An 18,726-nucleotide genomic window follows, 5' to 3' on the forward strand; every position below is an offset into this window, starting at 1 on the left:
GCCCAGATATACGGCGGTCAGTGCTCAGGTGACTCAACCGCCGCCGAAGTGACCAGTTCTGTCAGGACTCCATGACAATCCTTTGGGTGCAGGAACGTGATCCGGGAGCCCATGGAGCCGCGCCGGGGCTCGTCGTAGAGGACACGTACGCCCTTGTCCTTGATGTCCGCGGCCTCCGCGTCCACGTCCGCGGTGCCGAAGGCGATGTGGTGGACCCCTTCACCGTTCTTGGCCAGCCACTTCGCGACCGTGGAGTCGTCGCGGGTGGGTTCCAGGAGCTGGAGGTAGGAGGCGCCGCCGTCGGACGTCTCGTTGATCTTCAGCATGGCCTCTCGTACGCCCTGCTCCTCGTTGACCTCGGAGTGGAAGACCTCGAAGCCGTACGTCGCACGGTAGAACTCGACGGTCTTGTCGAGGTCGAAACAGGCGATCCCGATGTGGTCGATTCGCGTCAGCATGGAGTCAGTGCAGCGCTCCCGGCGTGGTTACGCAACGTGCGCGCGATCACACCGCGGGCCGGATGACGGGTGGCCTACCGCTCAGTACATTCTCAGTAAACCCTCGTTCACTCCTCGGCTGTGCAGGCCGGTAAGGGGATCGCACCTCATGTCTGGAACGAACAGCACGACCTCCGTGATCGTCGCGGGCGCCCGGACGCCCATGGGACGGTTGCTGGGCTCGCTGAAGTCCTTCTCCGGGGCCGACCTCGGCGGCTTCGCGATCAGGGCCGCCCTCGACCGTGCGGGGATCGGCGGCGACCAGGTGCAGTACGTGATCATGGGCCAGGTGCTCCAGGCCGGGGCAGGGCAGATCCCGGCACGCCAGGCCGCGGTCAAGGCGGGCATCCCGATGAGCGTCCCGGCGCTCACCGTCAACAAGGTGTGTCTGTCGGGTCTCGACGCGATCGCGCTCGCGGACCAGCTCATTCGCGCCGGCGAATTCGAGGTGATCGTCGCCGGCGGCCAGGAGTCCATGACCAACGCGCCGCACCTGCTGCCGAAGTCCCGCGAGGGCTACAAGTACGGCGCGGTCGAGATGCTCGACGCGATGGCGTACGACGGGCTGACCGACGCCTTCGAGGGCATCGCCATGGGCGAGTCGACGGAGAAGCACAACTCGAAGCTCGGGATCGCCCGTCCCGAGCAGGACGAGGTGGCGGCCCGGTCGCACCAGCGGGCGGCGGCCGCCCAGAAGAACGGCATCTTCGAGGCCGAGATCACGCCCGTCGAGATTCCGCAGCGACGCGGTGAGGCCGTGGTGTTCAGCCAGGACGAGGGCATCCGCGGCGAGACCACCGCCGAGTCGCTGGGCAAGCTGCGGCCCGCCTTCACCAAGGACGGCACGATCACCGCGGGTACGTCTTCGCAGATCTCCGACGGCGCGGCCGCCGTCGTCGTCATGAGCAAGGCGAAGGCCCTGGAGCTGGGGCTGGAGTGGATCGCCGAGATCGGCGCCCACGGAAATGTCGCCGGGCCGGACAACTCGCTGCAGTCGCAGCCCTCCAACGCGATCCAGCACGCCCTGAAGAAGGAAGGGCTGGCGGTCGAGGACCTCGACCTGATCGAGATCAACGAAGCGTTCGCGGCCGTCGCGGTGCAGTCAATAAAGGACCTCGGGGTGTCCTCGGAAAAGGTGAACGTCAACGGCGGCGCCATCGCCCTGGGTCACCCGATCGGGATGTCCGGGGCGCGCCTCGTACTGCACCTCGCCCTTGAGCTGAAGCGGCGCGGCGGTGGCGTGGGCGCGGCCGCGCTGTGCGGCGGCGGTGGTCAGGGTGACGCGCTGATCGTGCGGGTACCCAAGGGCTGAGCGGCCGGTCCTTCCCGACCGGTCCGGCCTCTTCCGTCGGACCCAGGTCCGACCTCGTACGACTCTGAACGGAGCTGTGATGCAGGACGTCTCCTCGCTGGTGGCCCAGGCCAGGGAAGGGCGGCCGAGGGCGGTGGCCCGGCTGATCTCCCTGGTCGAGGGGGCGTCCCCGCAGCTTCGTGAGGTCATGGCGGCGCTCGCCCCGCTCGCCGGGAACGCGTACGTGGTCGGACTGACCGGGTCGCCCGGTGTCGGCAAGTCGACGTCCACGTCCGCGCTGGTGACCGCCTACCGGCGGCAGGGCAGGCGGGTCGGAGTGCTGGCGGTGGACCCCTCGTCGCCGTTCTCCGGAGGCGCGCTGCTCGGTGACCGGGTCCGGATGTCCGAGCACGCGTCGGATCCCGGGGTGTACATCCGCTCGATGGCGACGCGCGGGCACCTGGGCGGCCTTGCCTGGTCCGCTCCCCAGGCGATCCGGGTGCTGGACGCGGCCGGGTGCGACGTGGTGCTCGTCGAGACCGTGGGCGTCGGGCAGTCGGAGGTCGAGATCGCCTCCCAGGCCGATACGTCCGTGGTGCTGCTGGCCCCCGGCATGGGCGACGGCATCCAGGCGGCGAAGGCCGGGATCCTGGAGATCGGTGACGTGTACGTCGTGAACAAGGCCGACCGTGACGGGGCCGACGCGACGGCCCGCGAGCTGAACCACATGCTCGGACTCGGGGAGTCCCGGGGGCCGGGGGACTGGCGGCCGCCGATCGTGAAGACGGTCGCTGCGCGGAGCGAGGGCATCGACGAGGTCGTCGAGGCGCTGGAGAAGCACCGCGCGTGGATGGAGGAGCGGGGGGTGCTGGCCGAGCGGCGGCTCGCGCGCGCCGCCCGGGAGGTCGAGACGATCGCGGTCACGGCGCTGCGGGAGCGGATCGGGGACCTGCACGGCGACCGGCGGCTCAGCGCGCTGGCCGAACGGATCGTGTCCGGGCAGCTGGACCCCTACGGTGCGGCGGACGAGCTGGTGGCGGGGCTCACCGAGGCGGAGGGCGACGCCCCTTAGGACCTGTCCTGGCCGGCCCCTGGCCCACTGAGTCGACCCCTGGTCAACTCGGCCGGGGCGCTGTTACGTTGAGGGCATGTTCCTTCTCTTGGCATAGGGCCCGCCCGGACCCGCGACAGCCTCGCAGCACACGGCTGCGGCAGTCGTGGCGACCAGGCGTCCCCCTTCCGCCTCGACCGAGGAACTTTCGCATGTCTGCGTCTTCTTCGCGGCCCACGTATGCCGCGCTCCTTCGCGTCCCCCATGCCCGCAGAACGTTCACCGCGGCCCTGGTGGGCCGTCTGTCGTACGGCATGGTCTCGCTCTCCGTGATGCTGGCCGTATCCCGCGCGACCGGGTCGTACGCCGTGGCCGGCACGGTGCTGGCCCTCTTCGGCGCCATGAGCGTCTTCCTGTCACCGGCGAGAGCGGCCCTCGTCGACCGGTACGGCCCCCGCAGGTCCCTGATCCCGATGGCCTCGGTGTACGCGGGGCTGCTCGGCGTGCTGGCCGTGGTCACCTGGCGGCCCGGCGCCCCCGTCGCGATGATCGCCGGCGTGGCTGTCGCGGCGGGCGCCTGCACACCTCCGCTGGGCCCCACCATGCGGGCCGTCTGGGGTGAAGTCATCGACGACCGGCGGCTGTTGCAGCGCGCGTACAGCCTCGACGGTGTCGCCGAAGAAGTGCTGTTCGTCTCCGGGCCGTTGATCGTCGGCGGTCTGATGCAGTTCGCGCCTCCCGCAGCCGGGGTCGCCCTGAGCGCCCTGCTCGTGGGGACGGGAGCCGTCGCCTTCGTGACGTCCCCGTTGGCCGGCCGGGTGCGCCCGGCGCCGGGCCGGGTGAAGCGGGCGCGCGCCGAAGGGCGCGGGCGGGCCGGCCGCGCGCTCCTGCAGCCCGTTGTCGTGACGGCGGGCGTCGGCCTGTCCCTTGGCGCCGTCGATCTGCTGGTGATGGCGTTCGCCGAGGAGCGCCACCACGGCGACGCCGTCGTGGCCTGGGTCCTCGCCGCGCTGTCCGCGGGCAGCGCGCTCGGCGGCCTCCTGAACGGCGCGGTCGACTGGCGTGGCCCGGCGCGCGCCAGGCTCCCCTGGATGTCCGTCGGTCTCGGCCTCGCCCTGACCGCCGCCGGACTCGCCCCGGGTCTGGTCACCCTCACGGTCGCGGTGGCCTGCGCCGGGTTCTTCGTCGCTCCGGCGCTGACCACGGCGTACCTGATCGCCGACGAGTCCGCACCGCCCGGCTTCCGCACCCAGGCCGGGGCCTGGGTCAACACCGCGGTGAACGCGGGCAGTGCGGGTGGCGCGGCGGCCGTGGGACTGCTGGTGGGGCGGCTGCCCCTCGCGCTGTGCTTCGGTGCCGCGGGCGCGATCGCCCTGCTGGCGGCCGCCGCCTCGGCCCGGGGCGGCGCCGTACGCGGCCCGGCACGGGACGACCGGGGCGCGCAGGGCGACGGGGTCGACCGGGCCGACGGGGCCGACGGGGCCGACGGGGTCGACGGGGTCGACGGGGCCGACGGGGTCGACGGGGCCGACCGGACCGACCGGACTGAAGAGGACGACCGGACCGACCCCGCCCGCCGTGACACGGCGAAGCGCGGCACTCCTGTCGAGGAGGCCGCGCGGTCCGCCGGCTGATGTGCTCCGGGTTCAGTCGCCCGAGTCGCCGAGTGGTGTGAGTCGTCCGGGCTCAGTCCTTGTCCGAGGTGTCCGAGGTGTCCGAGGTGTCCGAGGCATCCGGGTCAGTCGTCGTCCGAGTGGTCCGAACCCGTGGCGTCGGAACCCGAGTCGTCCGATCCCGTGTCGTCCGAGGTCCGGTCCGCGGTGACGTCGGTCTTGTCCAGGCCGACCCGCCACTCGTGCTCCGTACCGTCGGACGAGCGGGTCTCCGCCTCCCAGGCGTGGGTCCCGCCGTCCTCGTCCAGGTCGATCGAGGTGACCGTGCCCTTGGCGGCGGCCGCCCGAGCGGCCTGTGCCGCCGAGGTGGACGTGCCCTTCAGCGCGGCCCGCACCTCGGCGGTGTCGTCCTCGTGCTCGGTGTGGGAGCCGAGGACCTTGCCCGTGCCGGGGTCGACGCGGACGCTGTGCCAGGTGTCGCCCTTGCCGAGGACGTCGACCTCCCACGCCACGGCGCCCTTGTCGTCGTCGTCCAGGTCGGCCGACACCGCGGTGCCCGGCGTGCTGTTCAGCGCGGCGGTGATGGCGTCGGCGGCGCTCACCTTCGCGGACTTCACCTGCGCGGCGTCGTCGTCCCGCGTGCCGTCGTCGTCACGGGCGCCGTCGTCATCCCGCACGGAAATGCTCTGAGCGGCGCCGTTCGCCGGCCCGCTCGACTGCCGCGTCGGCGTCCCGCCGTCCACGGTGGTCGCCAGGGCTGTCGCGGCGCTGCCGCCGACCAGGGCCGCGGCTGTGACGCCGGCGATGACGATGTTGCGCTTCATGAGGTTCCTCCCGGATTCTGCTGCTACGACGTTGTTCGACGGGTTCCAATCTGCCGGGGCGACGCTGAAGCGGACCTGAAGCCGCCTGAAGCCTTCTTCAGGTTCCGTTTGGGACCCTTGGCCCCATGCGCCTGTTGATCGTGGAGGACGAGAAGCGGCTGGCCCTGTCGCTCGCCAGGGGCCTGACGGCCGAGGGGTTCGCCGTGGACGTCGTCCACGACGGGATCGACGGCCTGCACCGCGCCGGTGAGGGGGTGTACGACCTCGTGATCCTCGACATCATGCTGCCCGGCATGAACGGCTACCGGATCTGTGCCGCCCTGCGCGCCGCCGGCCACCAGGTGCCGATCCTGATGCTCACCGCCAAGGACGGCGAGTACGACGAGGCCGAGGGGCTCGACACTGGCGCCGACGACTATCTGACCAAGCCGTTCTCGTACGTGGTGCTGGTGGCGCGGGTGAAGGCGCTGCTCCGGCGGGGCGGCCAGGCCGGGGGCTCGCCCGTGCGGGTCGTGGGCGATCTGAAGGTCGACACGGCCGCCCGGCGCGTCTTCCGCGCCGAGGACGAAGTCACCCTCACGGCAAAGGAGTTCGCCGTGCTGGAGCAGCTGGTCGTGCGCGCCGGGGAGGTCGTCTCCAAGGCCGACATCCTGGAGCACGTCTGGGACTTCGCGTACGACGGGGATCCGAACATCGTCGAGGTGTACGTGAGCACGCTGCGCCGCAAGCTCGGGGCCACGCTGATCCGTACCGTGCGCGGCGCCGGATACCGGCTGGAGGCGGCGGCGGAATGAGACGCCTCTTCGGGTCGGTACGGGCCAGGGCCACCCTCGGCGCGACCGTCGTCGTCGCCATCGCGCTGGTCGCCGCCGGCACCGCCGTACTGCTGTCGCTGTGGTCCAACCTGAGCGGACAGGCGGGTACGCAGGCGGAGCGGACCGCGCGCGCGGTGGCCACCCAGCTGTCCGGTGGGGCCGGCTACGACCGGCTGTCGCTCGACAACGACGACCAGCCCGTCCAGATCGTGGACGGTTCGAAGCGGCTGGTCGCGGCGAGCAAGGACCTGGAGCGGATCAGCGGCACGGGCACGGACGCGGTGCGGGTGCAGCCCGCGCAGCCCGGCCGGGGCGACGACGATGACGACGACGGGGACGACGACGCGCTCCGGACCGGCGCGATCGGCGAGGAAGTGGACTTCAGCGACGGGTCCGCCACGATCGACGGGGACACGGCGGACTACCGTTTCGCCGCCGTGGAGGTGAGCGTCCGGGACAAGGGCACGCTCACGGTGTACGCAGGCGCGCCCCTGGCGGCCGAACAGAGCGCCGTACGCACCGCGTTGACCGTGATGCTGATCGGCCTGCCGCTGCTGCTGGTGGTGGTGGCGGGGGTGACCTGGCTGGTCACCCGGCGGGCGCTGCGGCCCGTCGAGGGCATCCGGCGCGAGATGGCGGCGATCACGGCCTCGGAGGATCTCGCGCGACGCGTGCCGGTGCCGGACGCGCACGACGAGGTCGCCCGGCTGGCCCGGACCACCAACGAGACACTGGCCGCGCTGGAGGCGTCCGTGGAACGGCAGCGGCGGTTCGTCGCCGACGCCTCGCACGAACTGCGCAGCCCCATCGCGTCCCTGCGCACCCAGCTCGAAGTGGGCGCCGCACACCCCGGGTTGCTGGATGTCGGGGGAGCCGTCGAGGACACCGTACGGCTGCAGCGGCTGGCCGCCGATCTGCTGCTGCTGGCACGGCTGGACGCGGGGGAGGGGCCCGGGGAGGCGCGGTTCGATCTGGGCGCGCTCGTCCGGGAGGAGACGGCCCAGCGGACCGGCGTCACCGTGACGGCCGAGTCCGTGGAGGTGGCCGGGTCCCGGGGGCAGCTCGCGCGGGTACTGGCGAATCTGCTGGACAACGCGCACCGGCATGCGCGAAGCCGGGTCGCGGTCACCCTGCGCGCGGAGGACGGCTGGGCGGTGCTGGGCGTCGCCGACGACGGAGCGGGCGTACCGCCGGACGAGCGGGAGCGGATCTTCGAACGGTTCGTACGGCTGGACGACGCCCGCAGCCGGGACGACGGCGGGGCCGGACTCGGCCTCGCCATCGCCCGCGATGTCGCGCTGCGGCACGGCGGCACACTCACCGTCCGCGAGGCGCCGGAAGGCGGCGCCCTCTTCGAACTCAGGCTTCCGGTCCCCTAGGGCGTGTCCGCCCTGGGCCCCGTACAGCGGATCATGCGGGCCGGTCCCACAACGCGGGCCGAACCGCATGATCCACCGCAAAGGCCGAGGGGCCGGCCGCTAGGGGCGGCCCCGGTGTCCCCGCAGATGCTCAGCGATCGGCGTCAGCGACTTGTGCAGGTCGTTGAGCGCCTCCGGGGAGAGCAGGTCGATGAAGTGCCGGCGGACGGACGCCACATGGTGCGGGGCGACCTTCTGCATCGTGTCGAGACCGTGCTCGGTGAGCACGGCGTACAGTCCCCGCCGGTCGGACTCGCAGTTCTCACGGCGTACCAGGTTCGCGTTCTCCATGCGGGTGATCTGGTGGGAGAGGCGGCTCTTGGACTGGAGGGTGGCGGACGCGAGGTCGCTCATCCGCATCCGTACGTCCTCCGACTCGGAGAGATTCACCAGGATCTCGTAGTCGTTCATTGTCAGTCCGAACGGCTGAAGGTCCTTTTCGAGTTGATACGTCAACAGCCTGTTGACCTCCAGGTGGGTGCGCCAGGCGCACTGCTCCGCATCGGTCAGCCAGCGCGTGGCCGTCTCGGTCTCCATGAATGAAGTCTACCTAAAAGGTTGAAAGGCGAACTAGTGAGGGTGGTGTGACTACGCGCACGCGTTCGACGTCACACTCCGCAGACTACCGCTCACAGCCCGAAGCGACGCTGGAGGTCCCCCAGCTGTCCGGGAAGGCGCGGTGCGCCGGCTTGCTGCCCGTGCTGACCGGGCACCCCACCGCCACCCGGGACGCCGGCCTGCTGCGGGACCGCTCCCGTGGCCTGCTCCGGCATCAGGGCCTCGGACGACTGGAGCAGCACCGTGCCCGCCCCCACGAACTCGAACTGGTGCTCCTCCCCGGAGGCCCCGCCGATGCCTGTCATCGCACGTAGACCGCCCATGACGCCCGTCATGTACCCGTGGTCGTAGTGATGGCAGGGGGAGGGGCAGTCGGCCCAGCCGACCAGCGCCTGGGGGTCCACCCGGATCGGCGGTTCCATGAACACCACCGGGCCGCTCGACGCGGCCACGAACTTGCCCGTTCCGATCAGCGTCAGAAAGCCCGGGACGATCGACTGCTTCAGCGCGAGACTTGGCTGAAAAGCGAGCAGGTTGCCCGAGCGAATGGTCAGATTGCCTTCGTCCAGGTCGTACGAATTCACATCGAAGGCCCGGTCAGCGAGGAGCATCTTGCCCGAGCCCTCGGCCACCACCCAGTCGCTCGCGTGCAGAGGCGAATGGAACGACGTACGCACCAGACGGTCGAGACGGCCGTACCCGATGCCGTTGAACTCCATCGAGCCGTAGTAGGCGATCATCTTGCCCTTCTGCAGGAACCACTGGCTCCCCTTGAGCTCCACGCAGAAGGTGTACTTGTTCACGTTGTCGTCGACCGGCAGGGTCGTCGGGTCGAGGATGACCGGGCCGGCGGCCCCGTACGCGCTCACAGCTTCTCCTCCGAGGCCTGGACGTACACCGCACCACTGCCGCTCAGCTCCAGCTGGAACGCCTCGCCCGAGCCGCGGCCCACCATGTCGCGCCAGCCGAGCGCCGTGGACAGCTTGTTGCGTACGTCGCCGTGGTGCGCCACGTACGCCTGCGGGTCGACGTGGACCGGACGCTGGGGGGTGATCGGGACCTCGATCACCCCGCCGTGCGCCATGACCGCGACCGCGCCATGACCCTTCAGGGTCGTCGTGAACAGGCCCTGGCCGCTCACCTGGCCGCGCACCATGCCCATCACCCCGCCCTGCGAGCCCATGAACATCGTGCCCTGCTGGAGGGTGCCGTCGAAGGCGAGCAGGCGGTCCGCCTCCACGTACAGGGTGTCGCCGGTGAGGTTGATGACCTCGATGTGGTGGCCGCCGTGCCCGAAGAACACGGTGCCGGAACCCTCGACGGTCATCAGGGGCGTCGCCTCGTTGGCCATCCGGCGGCCGAGCATCGACATCACACCGCCCTGGCCGCCCTGGATGTTGGGGGTGAAGGAGACCTCGCCCTTGTAGGCGAGCATCGCGCCGCGCTGGCTGAACAGCCGCTGGCCCGGGCCGACGGTCGCCTCGATCATCTTCGAGTTGATCTCACGGAAGGGCATGTCACACATCCCCGGCGATCGTGTTGCGCTCACTGGGCTGGACGTAGACCAGGCCGTCGCCCTCGAAGCGGATCTGGAAGGCCTCGCCGCCGCCCTCGCCCATGAACGTGCGGAACGTCACACCGGACTGGAAGGACTGCCGGACGTTGCCCTGGTGGGCGATGTACGCGCCCGGGTCGACCGTCAGCGGGAACTGGGAGCTGACGCGCAGCACCACCGCCGGGCCGTCGGACATGATCGCCGCCTGGCCGTGGCCCTCGACGGTGGTCGTGAACAGTCCGTTGCCCTGGGAGGCGCCGCGGAGGCCGGTGAAGGACGTGCCCGTGCGCAGGCCCGCGTCCGTCGCGAGCAGATTGCTCGACTCCACGTACAGCTTGTCCCCCTGGAGACTCACGAGGTTGATCTCGGAGGCCCGGTCGGCGAACCAGCAGGTCCCCTGGCCCCTCACCTCCATCATGGTCATCTGCTCGCCGGTGAGGCGCCGGGTGACCATGCCCCGGACACCCTCGCCGCCGCCGCTGAGCTTCTTGAAGGCCATCTGCCCGTCGTACGCGACCATCGAGCCGTTCTTCGCCTTCACGGCGTCGCCGGTCACGTCTACGGCCAGCACCTTGCTGCCTTGGAGTCGGAACATTGCCACGCTGCGAAGGTAGCCCTCGGCCGCCGCCGCCAACAGGGCCCACGGGTGGATCCCGACCCTGATCGGACCCCTAGGGGGTATCGGCCGGGCCCCGGATGCCACAATGGCCGGAACGCTTGTGCTTGCGTTCACAAGGCGGCGTTCCCGCCGCAGCGAATCTCCCACCGAAGGTGACCCGTGGACATAAAGACCGCCACCTCCCTCCGCCGCCTGCGCCTGGTCTCGGCCCCCGAGGCCATCTCCTTCCTGATCCTCCTCGTCTGCTCGGTGCTGAAGCGGACCACGGAGTTCGACGCGGTACGTCCCATGGGTTTGATCCACGCCGCCCTCTTCATCCTGTACGTGCTCTTCTGGGCGGACGCCTGGAACCGCACCAAGTGGCCCCTGAAGACCGCGGCCCTCTACTTCGTCCTCTCCGTGCTGCCGACCGGCGGCTTCTTCGCCGAGCGCAAGCTGCGGCGCGAGTCCGAGGACGCGGTGATCGCCTCCCGCGCCCGCCGCGAGGGCGTGGTGGAGACGTCATGATCGTCGCCTTCTCCGTGACGCCGCTGGGTGTCGGCGAGGACGTGGGGGAGTACGTCGCCGACGCCGTGCGGGTCGTACGCGAGTCGGGGCTGCCCCACCGCACCGACGCGATGTTCACCTCGATCGAGGGCGAGTGGGACGAGGTGATGGCGGTCGTCAAGCGTGCCGTCGCCGTGGTCGAGGAGCGGGCGCCGCGGGTCTCGGTCGTCCTCAAGGCCGACATCCGTCCCGGTGTGACGGACGGTCTGACCTCCAAGGTGGAGACGGTGGAACGCCACCTGTCCGCGTAGTCCCTCAGCCAGGCGAACCCCGGTCCTTCTGGGCCGGGGTTTTGCCGTGTCCGGTCCGGCGAGGCCGATTACCCCTTCGGACGCGCCCCGTTCGACACGCCACCAAACCTCCACTTGTGTAGGGGTATCGGCTTGTTCGATCACCGGACCTGTTCAATCACTGGAGGGCGCTGTGCGGCCCGAGGGCTACGACTACGACACCTACAGCCGACTCGCCGGACCGCTGACTGAGCCGTCCGTCAAGGCTTACCGGGTGCAGTACACCAAGCTCCTCTCACGAGAGCCGCACCGAATACGCGCGACCCTGCTGATGACCCTCGCGCCCCTGCTCACCTGCGCGCTCCTGGTCTATCTGGTGTGGCCCACCCACTGGGTGGAACGCGAGGGCGGCGCCCGCTGGCTCGTCGGCCTCGACACCACGATGCTCATAGCCATCGGTCTGATCGAGCTGTTCATGGTCGTCAACGTGGCATCCATCGCCCACGCGACGATGGTGGCCCGGGACCCCGTCCCGGTGACCCCGGCGGCCGGCACCCGCGTCGCGTTCCTGACCACGTTCGTGCCCGGCAAGGAACCCCTCTCGACGGTTCGCGCCACGCTCGAGGGCGCGGTGAAGATCACCCACACCGGCCCGCTCGACGTCTGGCTGCTCGACGAAGGCGACGACGAACAGGCCAAGGCGCTCTGCACCGAACTCGGCGTCCGGCACTTCACCCGGCACGGTGTGCCCGAGTGGAACCGCGAGAAGGGCGTCCACAAGGCACGCACCAAGCACGGCAACTACAACGCGTGGATCGCGATGCACGGCGACGCGTACGACTTCTTCGCCTCCGTGGACACCGACCACGTCCCGCTGCCCAACTTCCTGGAACGGATGATGGGTTACTTCCGGGACCCGGACGTGGCGTTCGTCGTCGGACCGCAGGTTTACGGCAACTACGACAGCCCCGTCACCAAGGCCGCCGAGTCCCAGCAGTTCCTGTTCCACGCGCTGATCCAGCGCGCCGGCAACCGCTACCGCGCCCCCATGTTCGTCGGCACCAACAACGTCGTACGCGTCGCGGCCGTGAAACAGATCGGCGGCCTGTACGACTCGATCACCGAGGACATGGCCACCGGTTTCGAGCTGCACCGGCACAAGAACCCGAAGACCGGCGGTCACTGGCGGTCCGTCTACACCCCGGACGTGCTCGCCGTGGGGGAGGGTCCCGCCTCCTGGACGGACTTCTTCACTCAGCAGATGCGCTGGTCGCGCGGCACGTACGAGACGCTGTTCAAGCAGTACTGGAAGGCGCCGTTCACGATGCCTCCCGGCCGCCTCTTCTCGTACACCATGATGCTCGTCTACTACCCGATGACGGCCGTCAACTGGCTGCTGGGCATCCTCAGTTGTGTCCTGTTCCTCTGGTTCGGGGCGTCCGGGACCCAGGTCGCCGCGTCCGTCTGGCTGATGCTGTACAGCGATGCCGCGGCCCTGCAGATCGGGCTGTACCTCTGGAACCGGCGGCACAACGTCTCCCCGCACGAACCGGAGGGATCCGGCGGCCTCGCGGGCATGGCGATGTCGGCGCTGGCGGCTCCCATCTACCTCAAGTCGCTGGGGTCCGCCCTGGTCCGCAGGCCCTGCCGGTTCGTGGTCACCCCGAAGGGCGGCGACGCCAGCCCCGACCGGCCGCTGACCTTCCGTATCCATCTGTTCTGGGCGACGCTCCTCGGCGTCTCGCTGGTCGCCTCGTTCGTCCTGGACCACACCCACGCGGCCATGCGCACCTGGGCCGTCCTCGCCATGGCGATCTCCCTGGCCCCGGTCGGGGTGTGGCTGTCCACCCGGTTCAAGGACCGCAGGGCCGTCGTGACGCGGCGCTCGACCGCGCGGCTCACCGATGCCAAGGAACCCGCGCTCGCCACCGGCGGCACCCCGACCTCGGTCTCCGGTTCCACGACAGGAGGCAACTAGGCCATGGCCTACCAGCCCTCGCAGAAGACCAAGAAGACGGTCCTTGGCATCGGAGGCATCGCCGTGCTCGCGGGCCTCAACGCCCCGGCGGCGCTCGGGTTCGCCGAGAAGCAGTACTACGAGTACAAGATCGCCCAGCCCGCGTACAAGGCGAAGTACGGCTCCTGGACGCAGCTCGGCATCCCCAAGGAGTTCCGCACCAACGCCATCCACGCGGCCCTGCTGCACACCGGCAAGGTGCTGATCGTCGCGGGCTCGGGCAACGAGGTGAAGAAGTTCGACAAGGGGTCCTTCGACACCATCCTGTGGGATCCGAGGACGGACACCTTCAAGAAGATCCCGACCCCCGACGACTTCTTCTGCTCAGGGCACGCCCAACTCCCCGACGGCAGGCTCCTGGTGGCGGGCGGCACCGCCCGCTACGAGCGGCTGGGCGACGAGGTCCAGCGGGCCGGCGGCGGTATGCGGGTGAAGAACGAGAACCCCGACAAGGCGATGGTCCTGAAGAAGGGGACCCGCTTCCGCTCACCGGCCGGGGTCGAGTACGTCAGCAAGTTCGACGTCAAGATCCCCAAGGCCAAGCGCACCCAGCAGATCACGTACAACGGCGCGGGCGTCATGCAGCCCTGGAAGACCAAGGTCACCGCGAGCGAGGCCCGGGTCTTCGTCGAGGCCACCGAGGACGGCCCGCTCTCGGCCACCGACAAGCAGGCCCAGTACGAGATCGTCGGTCTGCGCGGCAAGGACGCCGACAACACCTACGGGCTCTCCGAGAAGATCACCCTGGACAAGCAGGACTTCCAGGGGATCAGGGCGGCCTACGAGTTCGACCCGAAGGCGGAGAAGTACATCTCGGTCGACCCGATGGACAAGGCGCGCTGGTATCCGACGCTCGTCGGGCTCGACGACGGCCGGGTGCTCGCGGTCTCCGGTCTCGATGACGTCGGGGTGATCGACCCGGGCGACAACGAGATCTACGACCCGAAGAAGAAGAAGTGGACCCCCGGCCCCAAGCGCTACTTCCCGACCTATCCCGCGCTCTTCCTCACCAAGGGCGGCAAGCTCTTCTACCCGGCGTCCAACGCCGGTTACGGGCCCGCCGACCAGGGCCGCGAGGCCGGGCTGTGGGACCTGAAGACCAACAAGTTCGAGAAGGTGCCCGGGCTGCGGGACGCGGAGGAGACCGAGACCTCGGCCTCCCTGCTGCTGCCCCCGGCCCAGGACCAGAAGGTGATGATCCTGGGCGGCGGAGGGGTCGGCGAGTCCAAGAGGTCGACCCCGCGCACGGCCGTGGTGGACCTGACGAAGGACAACCCGTCCTTCAAGGACGGCCCCAACCTCCCCCAGGGCACGCGGTATCTGAACAGCGTGATCATGCCGGACGACTCGGTGTTCACCACCAACGGCTCGGAGGACTACCGGGGCCGCAGCTCCAGCAACATCCTCAAGGCGCAGTTCTACGACCCCAGGTCCAACGCCTTCCACGAGGCCGCCTCGCCCCGGGTGGGCCGCAACTACCACTCCGAGGCGCTGCTGCTGCCCGACGGCCGGGTCGCCACCTTCGGCTCCGACCCGCTCTTCGACGACCAGCAGAACACCAAGCTGGGCCACTTCGAGCAGCGCATGGAGATCTTCACCCCGCCGTCCCTCCACCGCGGCGGCAAGAACCGCCCGGTCCTCGGCGAGGGGCCCGAGGAGCTCGACAGGCACCACCGCGCGACCTTCGCCACCGACCACGCGGACCGGATCGTGAAGGCCCGTCTGATGCGCCCCAGCGCGGTCACGCACACCACGGACGTGGAGCAGCGGTCCATCGAACTGGGGCTGGCCAAGGAGGGGAACTCGGTGACGGTGGACGTGCCGAAGGACCCGGGCCTCGTCCCGCCCGGCTGGTACATGCTCTTCGTGACGGACAAGGACGGCACGTCGTCCGAGGCGAAGTGGATCCAGGTGAAGTAGCCGGGCCGAACGCGATCCGGCCGAACGCGATCCGGCCGAACGCGATCCGGCAGAGCGTGATCAGACCGATTGTGATCAGGCCGATTGTGATCAGACCGATTGTGATCAGGCCGGACCCGATCTCACCGGACTTGATCCGGCTACGCCTTCGTGTTGCGAGCGAGCCCGAGGGCGTAGTCCGGCCACCACTGACCGGCGGCCGGGCCGCCCCGGCACTGACCGTCCGACTCGCCGGGCCGCTTGATCCACAGGTAGGCGTCGAGGGCGGCCTCGCCGGTCTCGGTCGTCGGCCGGGTCCCCAGGGCCCGTCCGGGCGGGTTGCACCAGGCCTGGCTGCGGTCGCCGTGCAGCGGGCCGTTGCCGTTGCGGCTGGTGTCGACCACGAAGTGCTTGCCGTCGAGCTGTTGCGACAGCTGGACGCCGTACGTCTTCGTCGTCGCGTCCGTCTGGAAGTTGGAGACGTTCAGGGAGAAGCCGTCGGCGCGCTCGACGCCCGCGCGTCTGAGCGGCTCGACCAGCTTCGAGGGCTCCTGGATCCAGGCGGGGTTGCCCGCGTCCAGGTACACCTTGGTGTTGGGCTGCTGCTTCAGCCGGACGATCGCCTCGGACAGCAGTTGCTCGCGCTCCTCGTGGTACTCGCCCGGGGTGCAGCCGTCCACGATGTGCGCGACCGCGTCCGGTTCGAGGACGACGAGCGCCTTGCTGTCGCCGAGCGCCTCCGCGAACCGCCCGATCCACTGCCGGTAGGCGTCGGCGTCCACCGCCCCGCCCGCCGAGTGCTGACCGCAGTCGCGGTGCGGGATGTCGTACGCGACGAAGAGCGCCGTACGTCCTTCCTGGGTCGCCGCCGATGTCGCCGCCCTGATCATGGAGCCGGGGTCGTCGCCCGATGGCCACTGCGCGACCGGCTGCTCGGCGATCCGCTTCAGCAGGTCGGCGTCCTGGGTGCGGCCCTGCCGCCGCCACAGCTGGCTCTGCTGGACCGCCGGACTGGCCGGGTCGACCCAGAACGGGGAGGCCGCTTGCTGGGACGGGCCGCGGGCGACGGAGGCCTCGTCGACACCGGGTGCGGACGAGCAGCCCGCCGCGAGCCCGAGCGACGCCAGCGCCGCGAAGGTACGGATCAGCCGGGACATGCTGCCCCCTTGGGCGAGGTGACTATCAGTGACGATTTATCGGCAATCGTGACATAAAAGTACTGATCGGCCGGGAACCGACATGGCCGGATGGCCGGTGCGACGATCAGCCGGCTGAAGCGCCGTCAGCCCTCGCCCGACGTCAGCGCCATGCCCATCGGGGTCCGCTCGTACAGCACCTGGTGCCCGTACCGGCGCGAGGTGAGCAGGCCGCGCCGCGCAGCGCCGCGAGGTGCTCGGACACGGAGGACGGGGCACGGCGCAGACGGTGGGCGAGCGCCGTCGTGGTGGCCGGGTCGTCGAGCGCCGCGAGCACGGCGGCCCGGCCGCGCCCCAGGAGACGTACGAGCGCGTCGGGGGTCCGGTCGGCCGGCTCGGCCCAGAGTCCGCCGATGCCCCGGGCCGGGTAGACGACGGTCGGCTGCCAGGGCGGGTCGAAGCCGCTGACCACGTCCGGCCAGGAGAAGACGCTCGGCATCAGGACCAGGCCCTGACCGCTGAGGTCCCGTTCGTGGGAGGTCCTGGCGTCGACGGTGAGCGTCCCGGTGTTCCACACGAACCGCCGGTCCAGTTCCGGCAGGAGTCCGCCGAGGCCTACCTCGGCCAGCCGGCGCGAGTGGAAGGCCACATCCGCCTCCAGCAGGGCGCGCAGCCGCGGCCAGTCCGGTTCGACGAGCGCGTGCCAGGCGGTCTCCATGAGGTCCGCCAGATCTCCGATCATGCGTTCCGGGTCCGCCAGGAGAGCGCGGCCCAGCGGGGAGCCGAGGGCACCGGGCGTGTCCGCGAGCGCCCGCGCGGTGTCCTCGCGGGCGGCCTCCGGATCGGCCGCGCGCACGGCCGCGATCTCCTCCTCGAAGGCGGCGGCCGGGCCGATCGGCGGCGGGCCGAGCCAGTCCGGGGTGTGGCCGCGCCGGGGCATCAGCAGCCACAGCGGAGTGAGTTCGAGCCCGGCGGCCGCCGTGCGGATCCGGCGGAGCCAGTGCGCGTGATAGCCGTGCCGCTCGGGCCGGGCCAGCGTGCGCACCGCCTCCTGCGTCTCCCACAGCGGGGACACCGCGAACCGGCAGCGCAGCAGGTCGTCGGCCCCGAAGTGCAGATGGAACGGCATCACACCCCCGAAGAGTCTGAAGGCTCTGAAGACGCGGCGGGAAGATTCGGCGCTCACCGAAACTCTACGTCCCCGAGCACGCGCGCCCGCACGCTGCTGCCCATGCCGGAAACAGAATCGAAGGGCACAACGACGGTGCCCGAGCGCAAGGAGCGGAGCCGCAAGGAGTCGGGCCCCGACGAGCCGACCCGCGGGGAACCGACCCCCGAGCAGCCAGGCCGCGGGGAACCGGGCCGCGGGGAGCCGGACGCCGAGGAGCCCGGCGAGCGCGCCGGGTACGGCCGCGTCTTCGCCGTACGCGAGTTCCGGGCCGTCTTCGCCGCCCACGCGTTCTCCCTGTTGGGCCTCGTCGTCAGCGAGATCTCCCTGTCGGTCCTCGTCTACGACCTGACCGGCTCGCCCCTGATGAGCGCGCTGACGTTCGCGCTGGGCTTCCTGCCGTACCTGATCGGCGGGACCCTCCTCGCGGGGGTCGCGGACCGGTTCCCCGCCCGGCGGGTCCTGGTTCTGTGCGACCTGGTGTGCGCGGGATGCGTGGCCGTCATGGTCGTACCCGGAACGCACATCGCCGTGCTGCTGGCCATGCGGTGTGCGCTCGCCGTCGTCTCGCCCGTGTTCCAGGGGGCGCGGATGGCGACCCTCGCCGATGTCCTCGGCGACGGCGACCTGTTCGTCCTCGGGCGTTCGCTGCTGCGGATCGTCTCGCAGAGCGCGCTGCTCGTGGGGTTCGGGCTCGGCGGTGTCCTGCTCGCCGTGGTGTCACCGCGCCACGCGCTGCTGGTCACCGTGGTCACCTTCCTCGCCTCCGCCGCGCTGCTGCGGTTCGGCACCAGACGGCGCGCCGCGCGGGCGAACACCGGCGCGGCCCTGGTGAGGGAATCCCTCCGGGGTGCCCGGCAGGTCCTCGCCAACCGGCGCGTACGGGTCCTGCTGCTGCTCTTCTGGGTGCCGCCGATGTTCGCCGTGGCGCCCGAAGCGCTGGCCGCCCCCTACGCGGACCGGCTCGGCGCGGGATCGGTGGGGCTGGGGCTGCTGATGTGCGCGCTGCCCGTCGGCACCATCGCCGGGGAGCTGTACGCGGGCGCACGGCTGCGACCGGCCGCCCGTACCCGCCTCACCCTGCCGCTGGTCTGCGTGACCCTGCTCCCGTACCTGGGGTACCTCCTGCACCCCGGCCTCGTGTGGTCGCTGCTCCTGCTGCTGCTCGCCGGCGCCGGGTCCGCGTACACGCTGGGCCTTGACCAGTGGTTCGTGCGGGCGGTGCCGGAAGAGCTGCGCGGGCGGGCGATGGCCCTCAACACGGCGGGGCTGATGACCCTGCAGGGGGTCGGGATGGCGCTGGCGGGGGTCGCCGCGGAGTTCGCCGGGCCGGCCGCCACCGTCGCGGGCGCCGGTGCGCTGGGCACGTTGTGCTGTGTCCTGCTGGCGGTGGAGGCCCGCCGTACGGAGGGCGGGCGGGGCGGTTCGTTTTGGTGGCGGCGCCGGGCGAAGAGCTCCACGTAGTGGTGTCGGCCGACCGAAAGGCGAG

The 18,726-nt window shown here is 70.6% G+C and carries 17 protein-coding genes and 1 pseudogene; 10 read left to right on the forward strand and 8 right to left on the reverse strand.

Going from position 1 to position 18,726, the window contains the following annotated elements:
* Positions 1 to 17: 17 nt before the first annotated feature.
* On the reverse strand, positions 18 to 458 hold the full coding sequence (mce, locus tag ACFVYF_RS21760) for a methylmalonyl-CoA epimerase (RefSeq protein ID WP_389457608.1): 441 nt from the start codon (positions 456 to 458) through the stop codon (positions 18 to 20).
* A gap of 148 nt (positions 459 to 606) precedes the next feature.
* Here mce and ACFVYF_RS21765 point away from each other — a divergent pair, with 148 nt between their 5' ends.
* The 3 genes from ACFVYF_RS21765 to ACFVYF_RS21775 all read left to right on the forward strand — a co-directional run bounded on the left by ACFVYF_RS21765 (position 607) and on the right by ACFVYF_RS21775 (position 4,473).
* Positions 607 to 1,809, forward strand: a complete 1,203-nt coding sequence (locus ACFVYF_RS21765; RefSeq protein ID WP_389457609.1) for an acetyl-CoA C-acetyltransferase — start codon at positions 607 to 609, stop codon at positions 1,807 to 1,809.
* A gap of 79 nt (positions 1,810 to 1,888) precedes the next feature.
* On the forward strand, positions 1,889 to 2,860 hold the full coding sequence (gene meaB / locus ACFVYF_RS21770) for a methylmalonyl Co-A mutase-associated GTPase MeaB (protein WP_389457610.1): 972 nt from the start codon (positions 1,889 to 1,891) through the stop codon (positions 2,858 to 2,860).
* 191 nt (positions 2,861 to 3,051) lie between these two features.
* On the forward strand, positions 3,052 to 4,473 hold the full coding sequence (locus ACFVYF_RS21775) for an MFS transporter (protein WP_389457611.1): 1,422 nt from the start codon (positions 3,052 to 3,054) through the stop codon (positions 4,471 to 4,473).
* Positions 4,474 to 4,577: 104 nt separating this feature from the next.
* Here the strand turns inward: ACFVYF_RS21775 and ACFVYF_RS21780 are convergent, their stop codons facing one another.
* Positions 4,578 to 5,276, reverse strand: coding sequence for a PepSY domain-containing protein (locus ACFVYF_RS21780; protein ID WP_389457612.1), 699 nt, complete (start codon positions 5,274 to 5,276; stop codon positions 4,578 to 4,580).
* 125 nt (positions 5,277 to 5,401) lie between these two features.
* On the opposite strand from ACFVYF_RS21780, the gene ACFVYF_RS21785 reads away from it, so the two are divergent.
* On the forward strand, positions 5,402 to 6,070 hold the full coding sequence (locus ACFVYF_RS21785; RefSeq protein ID WP_389457613.1) for a response regulator transcription factor: 669 nt from the start codon (positions 5,402 to 5,404) through the stop codon (positions 6,068 to 6,070).
* Positions 6,067 to 7,470 carry an ATP-binding protein gene (locus ACFVYF_RS21790; RefSeq protein WP_389457614.1) on the forward strand — a complete coding sequence of 468 codons (1,404 nt, stop codon included), beginning with the start codon at positions 6,067 to 6,069 and terminating at the stop codon, positions 7,468 to 7,470. Before ACFVYF_RS21785 ends, ACFVYF_RS21790 begins: the two co-directional genes overlap by 4 nt.
* Positions 7,471 to 7,569: 99 nt before the next feature.
* Here the strand turns inward: ACFVYF_RS21790 and ACFVYF_RS21795 are convergent, their stop codons facing one another.
* The 4 genes from ACFVYF_RS21795 to ACFVYF_RS21810 form a co-directional block, all read right to left on the reverse strand.
* Positions 7,570 to 8,046 carry a MarR family winged helix-turn-helix transcriptional regulator gene (locus ACFVYF_RS21795; protein WP_389457616.1) on the reverse strand — a complete coding sequence of 159 codons (477 nt, stop codon included), beginning with the start codon at positions 8,044 to 8,046 and terminating at the stop codon, positions 7,570 to 7,572.
* 92 nt (positions 8,047 to 8,138) lie between these two features.
* Positions 8,139 to 8,936 carry an AIM24 family protein gene (locus ACFVYF_RS21800; protein ID WP_389457617.1) on the reverse strand — a complete coding sequence of 266 codons (798 nt, stop codon included), beginning with the start codon at positions 8,934 to 8,936 and terminating at the stop codon, positions 8,139 to 8,141.
* The gene (locus ACFVYF_RS21805) at positions 8,933 to 9,583 is read right to left on the reverse strand and encodes an AIM24 family protein (RefSeq protein ID WP_389457619.1); all 651 of its coding nucleotides are present in this window, start codon (positions 9,581 to 9,583) and stop codon (positions 8,933 to 8,935) included. The genes ACFVYF_RS21800 and ACFVYF_RS21805 overlap by 4 nt, the downstream gene beginning before the upstream one ends.
* Before the next feature lies 1 nt (position 9,584).
* Positions 9,585 to 10,217 (reverse strand): AIM24 family protein, encoded by a 633-nt coding sequence (locus tag ACFVYF_RS21810; protein WP_389457694.1) that lies wholly within the window; start codon positions 10,215 to 10,217, stop codon positions 9,585 to 9,587.
* A 183-nt stretch (positions 10,218 to 10,400) separates the two neighbouring features.
* Between ACFVYF_RS21810 and ACFVYF_RS21815 the strand changes: the two genes are divergently transcribed.
* The 4 genes from ACFVYF_RS21815 to ACFVYF_RS21830 all read left to right on the forward strand — a co-directional run bounded on the left by ACFVYF_RS21815 (position 10,401) and on the right by ACFVYF_RS21830 (position 14,954).
* The gene (locus ACFVYF_RS21815; protein WP_389457621.1) at positions 10,401 to 10,748 is read left to right on the forward strand and encodes a DUF3817 domain-containing protein; all 348 of its coding nucleotides are present in this window, start codon (positions 10,401 to 10,403) and stop codon (positions 10,746 to 10,748) included.
* On the forward strand, positions 10,745 to 11,038 hold the full coding sequence (locus ACFVYF_RS21820) for an MTH1187 family thiamine-binding protein (protein WP_389457623.1): 294 nt from the start codon (positions 10,745 to 10,747) through the stop codon (positions 11,036 to 11,038). The genes ACFVYF_RS21815 and ACFVYF_RS21820 overlap by 4 nt, the downstream gene beginning before the upstream one ends.
* 172 nt (positions 11,039 to 11,210) lie before the next feature.
* Positions 11,211 to 12,995, forward strand: a complete 1,785-nt coding sequence (locus tag ACFVYF_RS21825) for a glycosyltransferase family 2 protein (protein WP_389457624.1) — start codon at positions 11,211 to 11,213, stop codon at positions 12,993 to 12,995.
* Between the two features lie 3 nt (positions 12,996 to 12,998).
* Positions 12,999 to 14,954 carry a galactose oxidase-like domain-containing protein gene (locus tag ACFVYF_RS21830; protein ID WP_389457626.1) on the forward strand — a complete coding sequence of 652 codons (1,956 nt, stop codon included), beginning with the start codon at positions 12,999 to 13,001 and terminating at the stop codon, positions 14,952 to 14,954.
* A 140-nt stretch (positions 14,955 to 15,094) separates the two neighbouring features.
* Here the strand turns inward: ACFVYF_RS21830 and ACFVYF_RS21835 are convergent, their stop codons facing one another.
* Together ACFVYF_RS21835 and ACFVYF_RS21840 are read right to left on the reverse strand one after the other, a co-directional pair.
* Complete coding sequence (locus ACFVYF_RS21835) at positions 15,095 to 16,090, reverse strand: glycoside hydrolase family 6 protein (protein WP_389457628.1); 996 nt, start codon at positions 16,088 to 16,090, stop codon at positions 15,095 to 15,097.
* A 125-nt stretch (positions 16,091 to 16,215) separates the two neighbouring features.
* Positions 16,216 to 17,198 (reverse strand): annotated as a pseudogene (locus ACFVYF_RS21840) (DUF5937 family protein).
* A 102-nt stretch (positions 17,199 to 17,300) separates the two neighbouring features.
* Here ACFVYF_RS21840 and ACFVYF_RS21845 point away from each other — a divergent pair.
* A complete protein-coding gene (locus ACFVYF_RS21845; protein WP_389457630.1) occupies positions 17,301 to 18,701 on the forward strand; it encodes an MFS transporter in 1,401 nt (466 codons plus the stop codon).
* Positions 18,702 to 18,726: the final 25 nt, after the last annotated feature.

The organism is Streptomyces sp. NPDC058274, assembly GCF_042881375.1.
Taxonomy (GTDB): Bacteria; Actinomycetota; Actinomycetes; order Streptomycetales; family Streptomycetaceae; genus Streptomyces.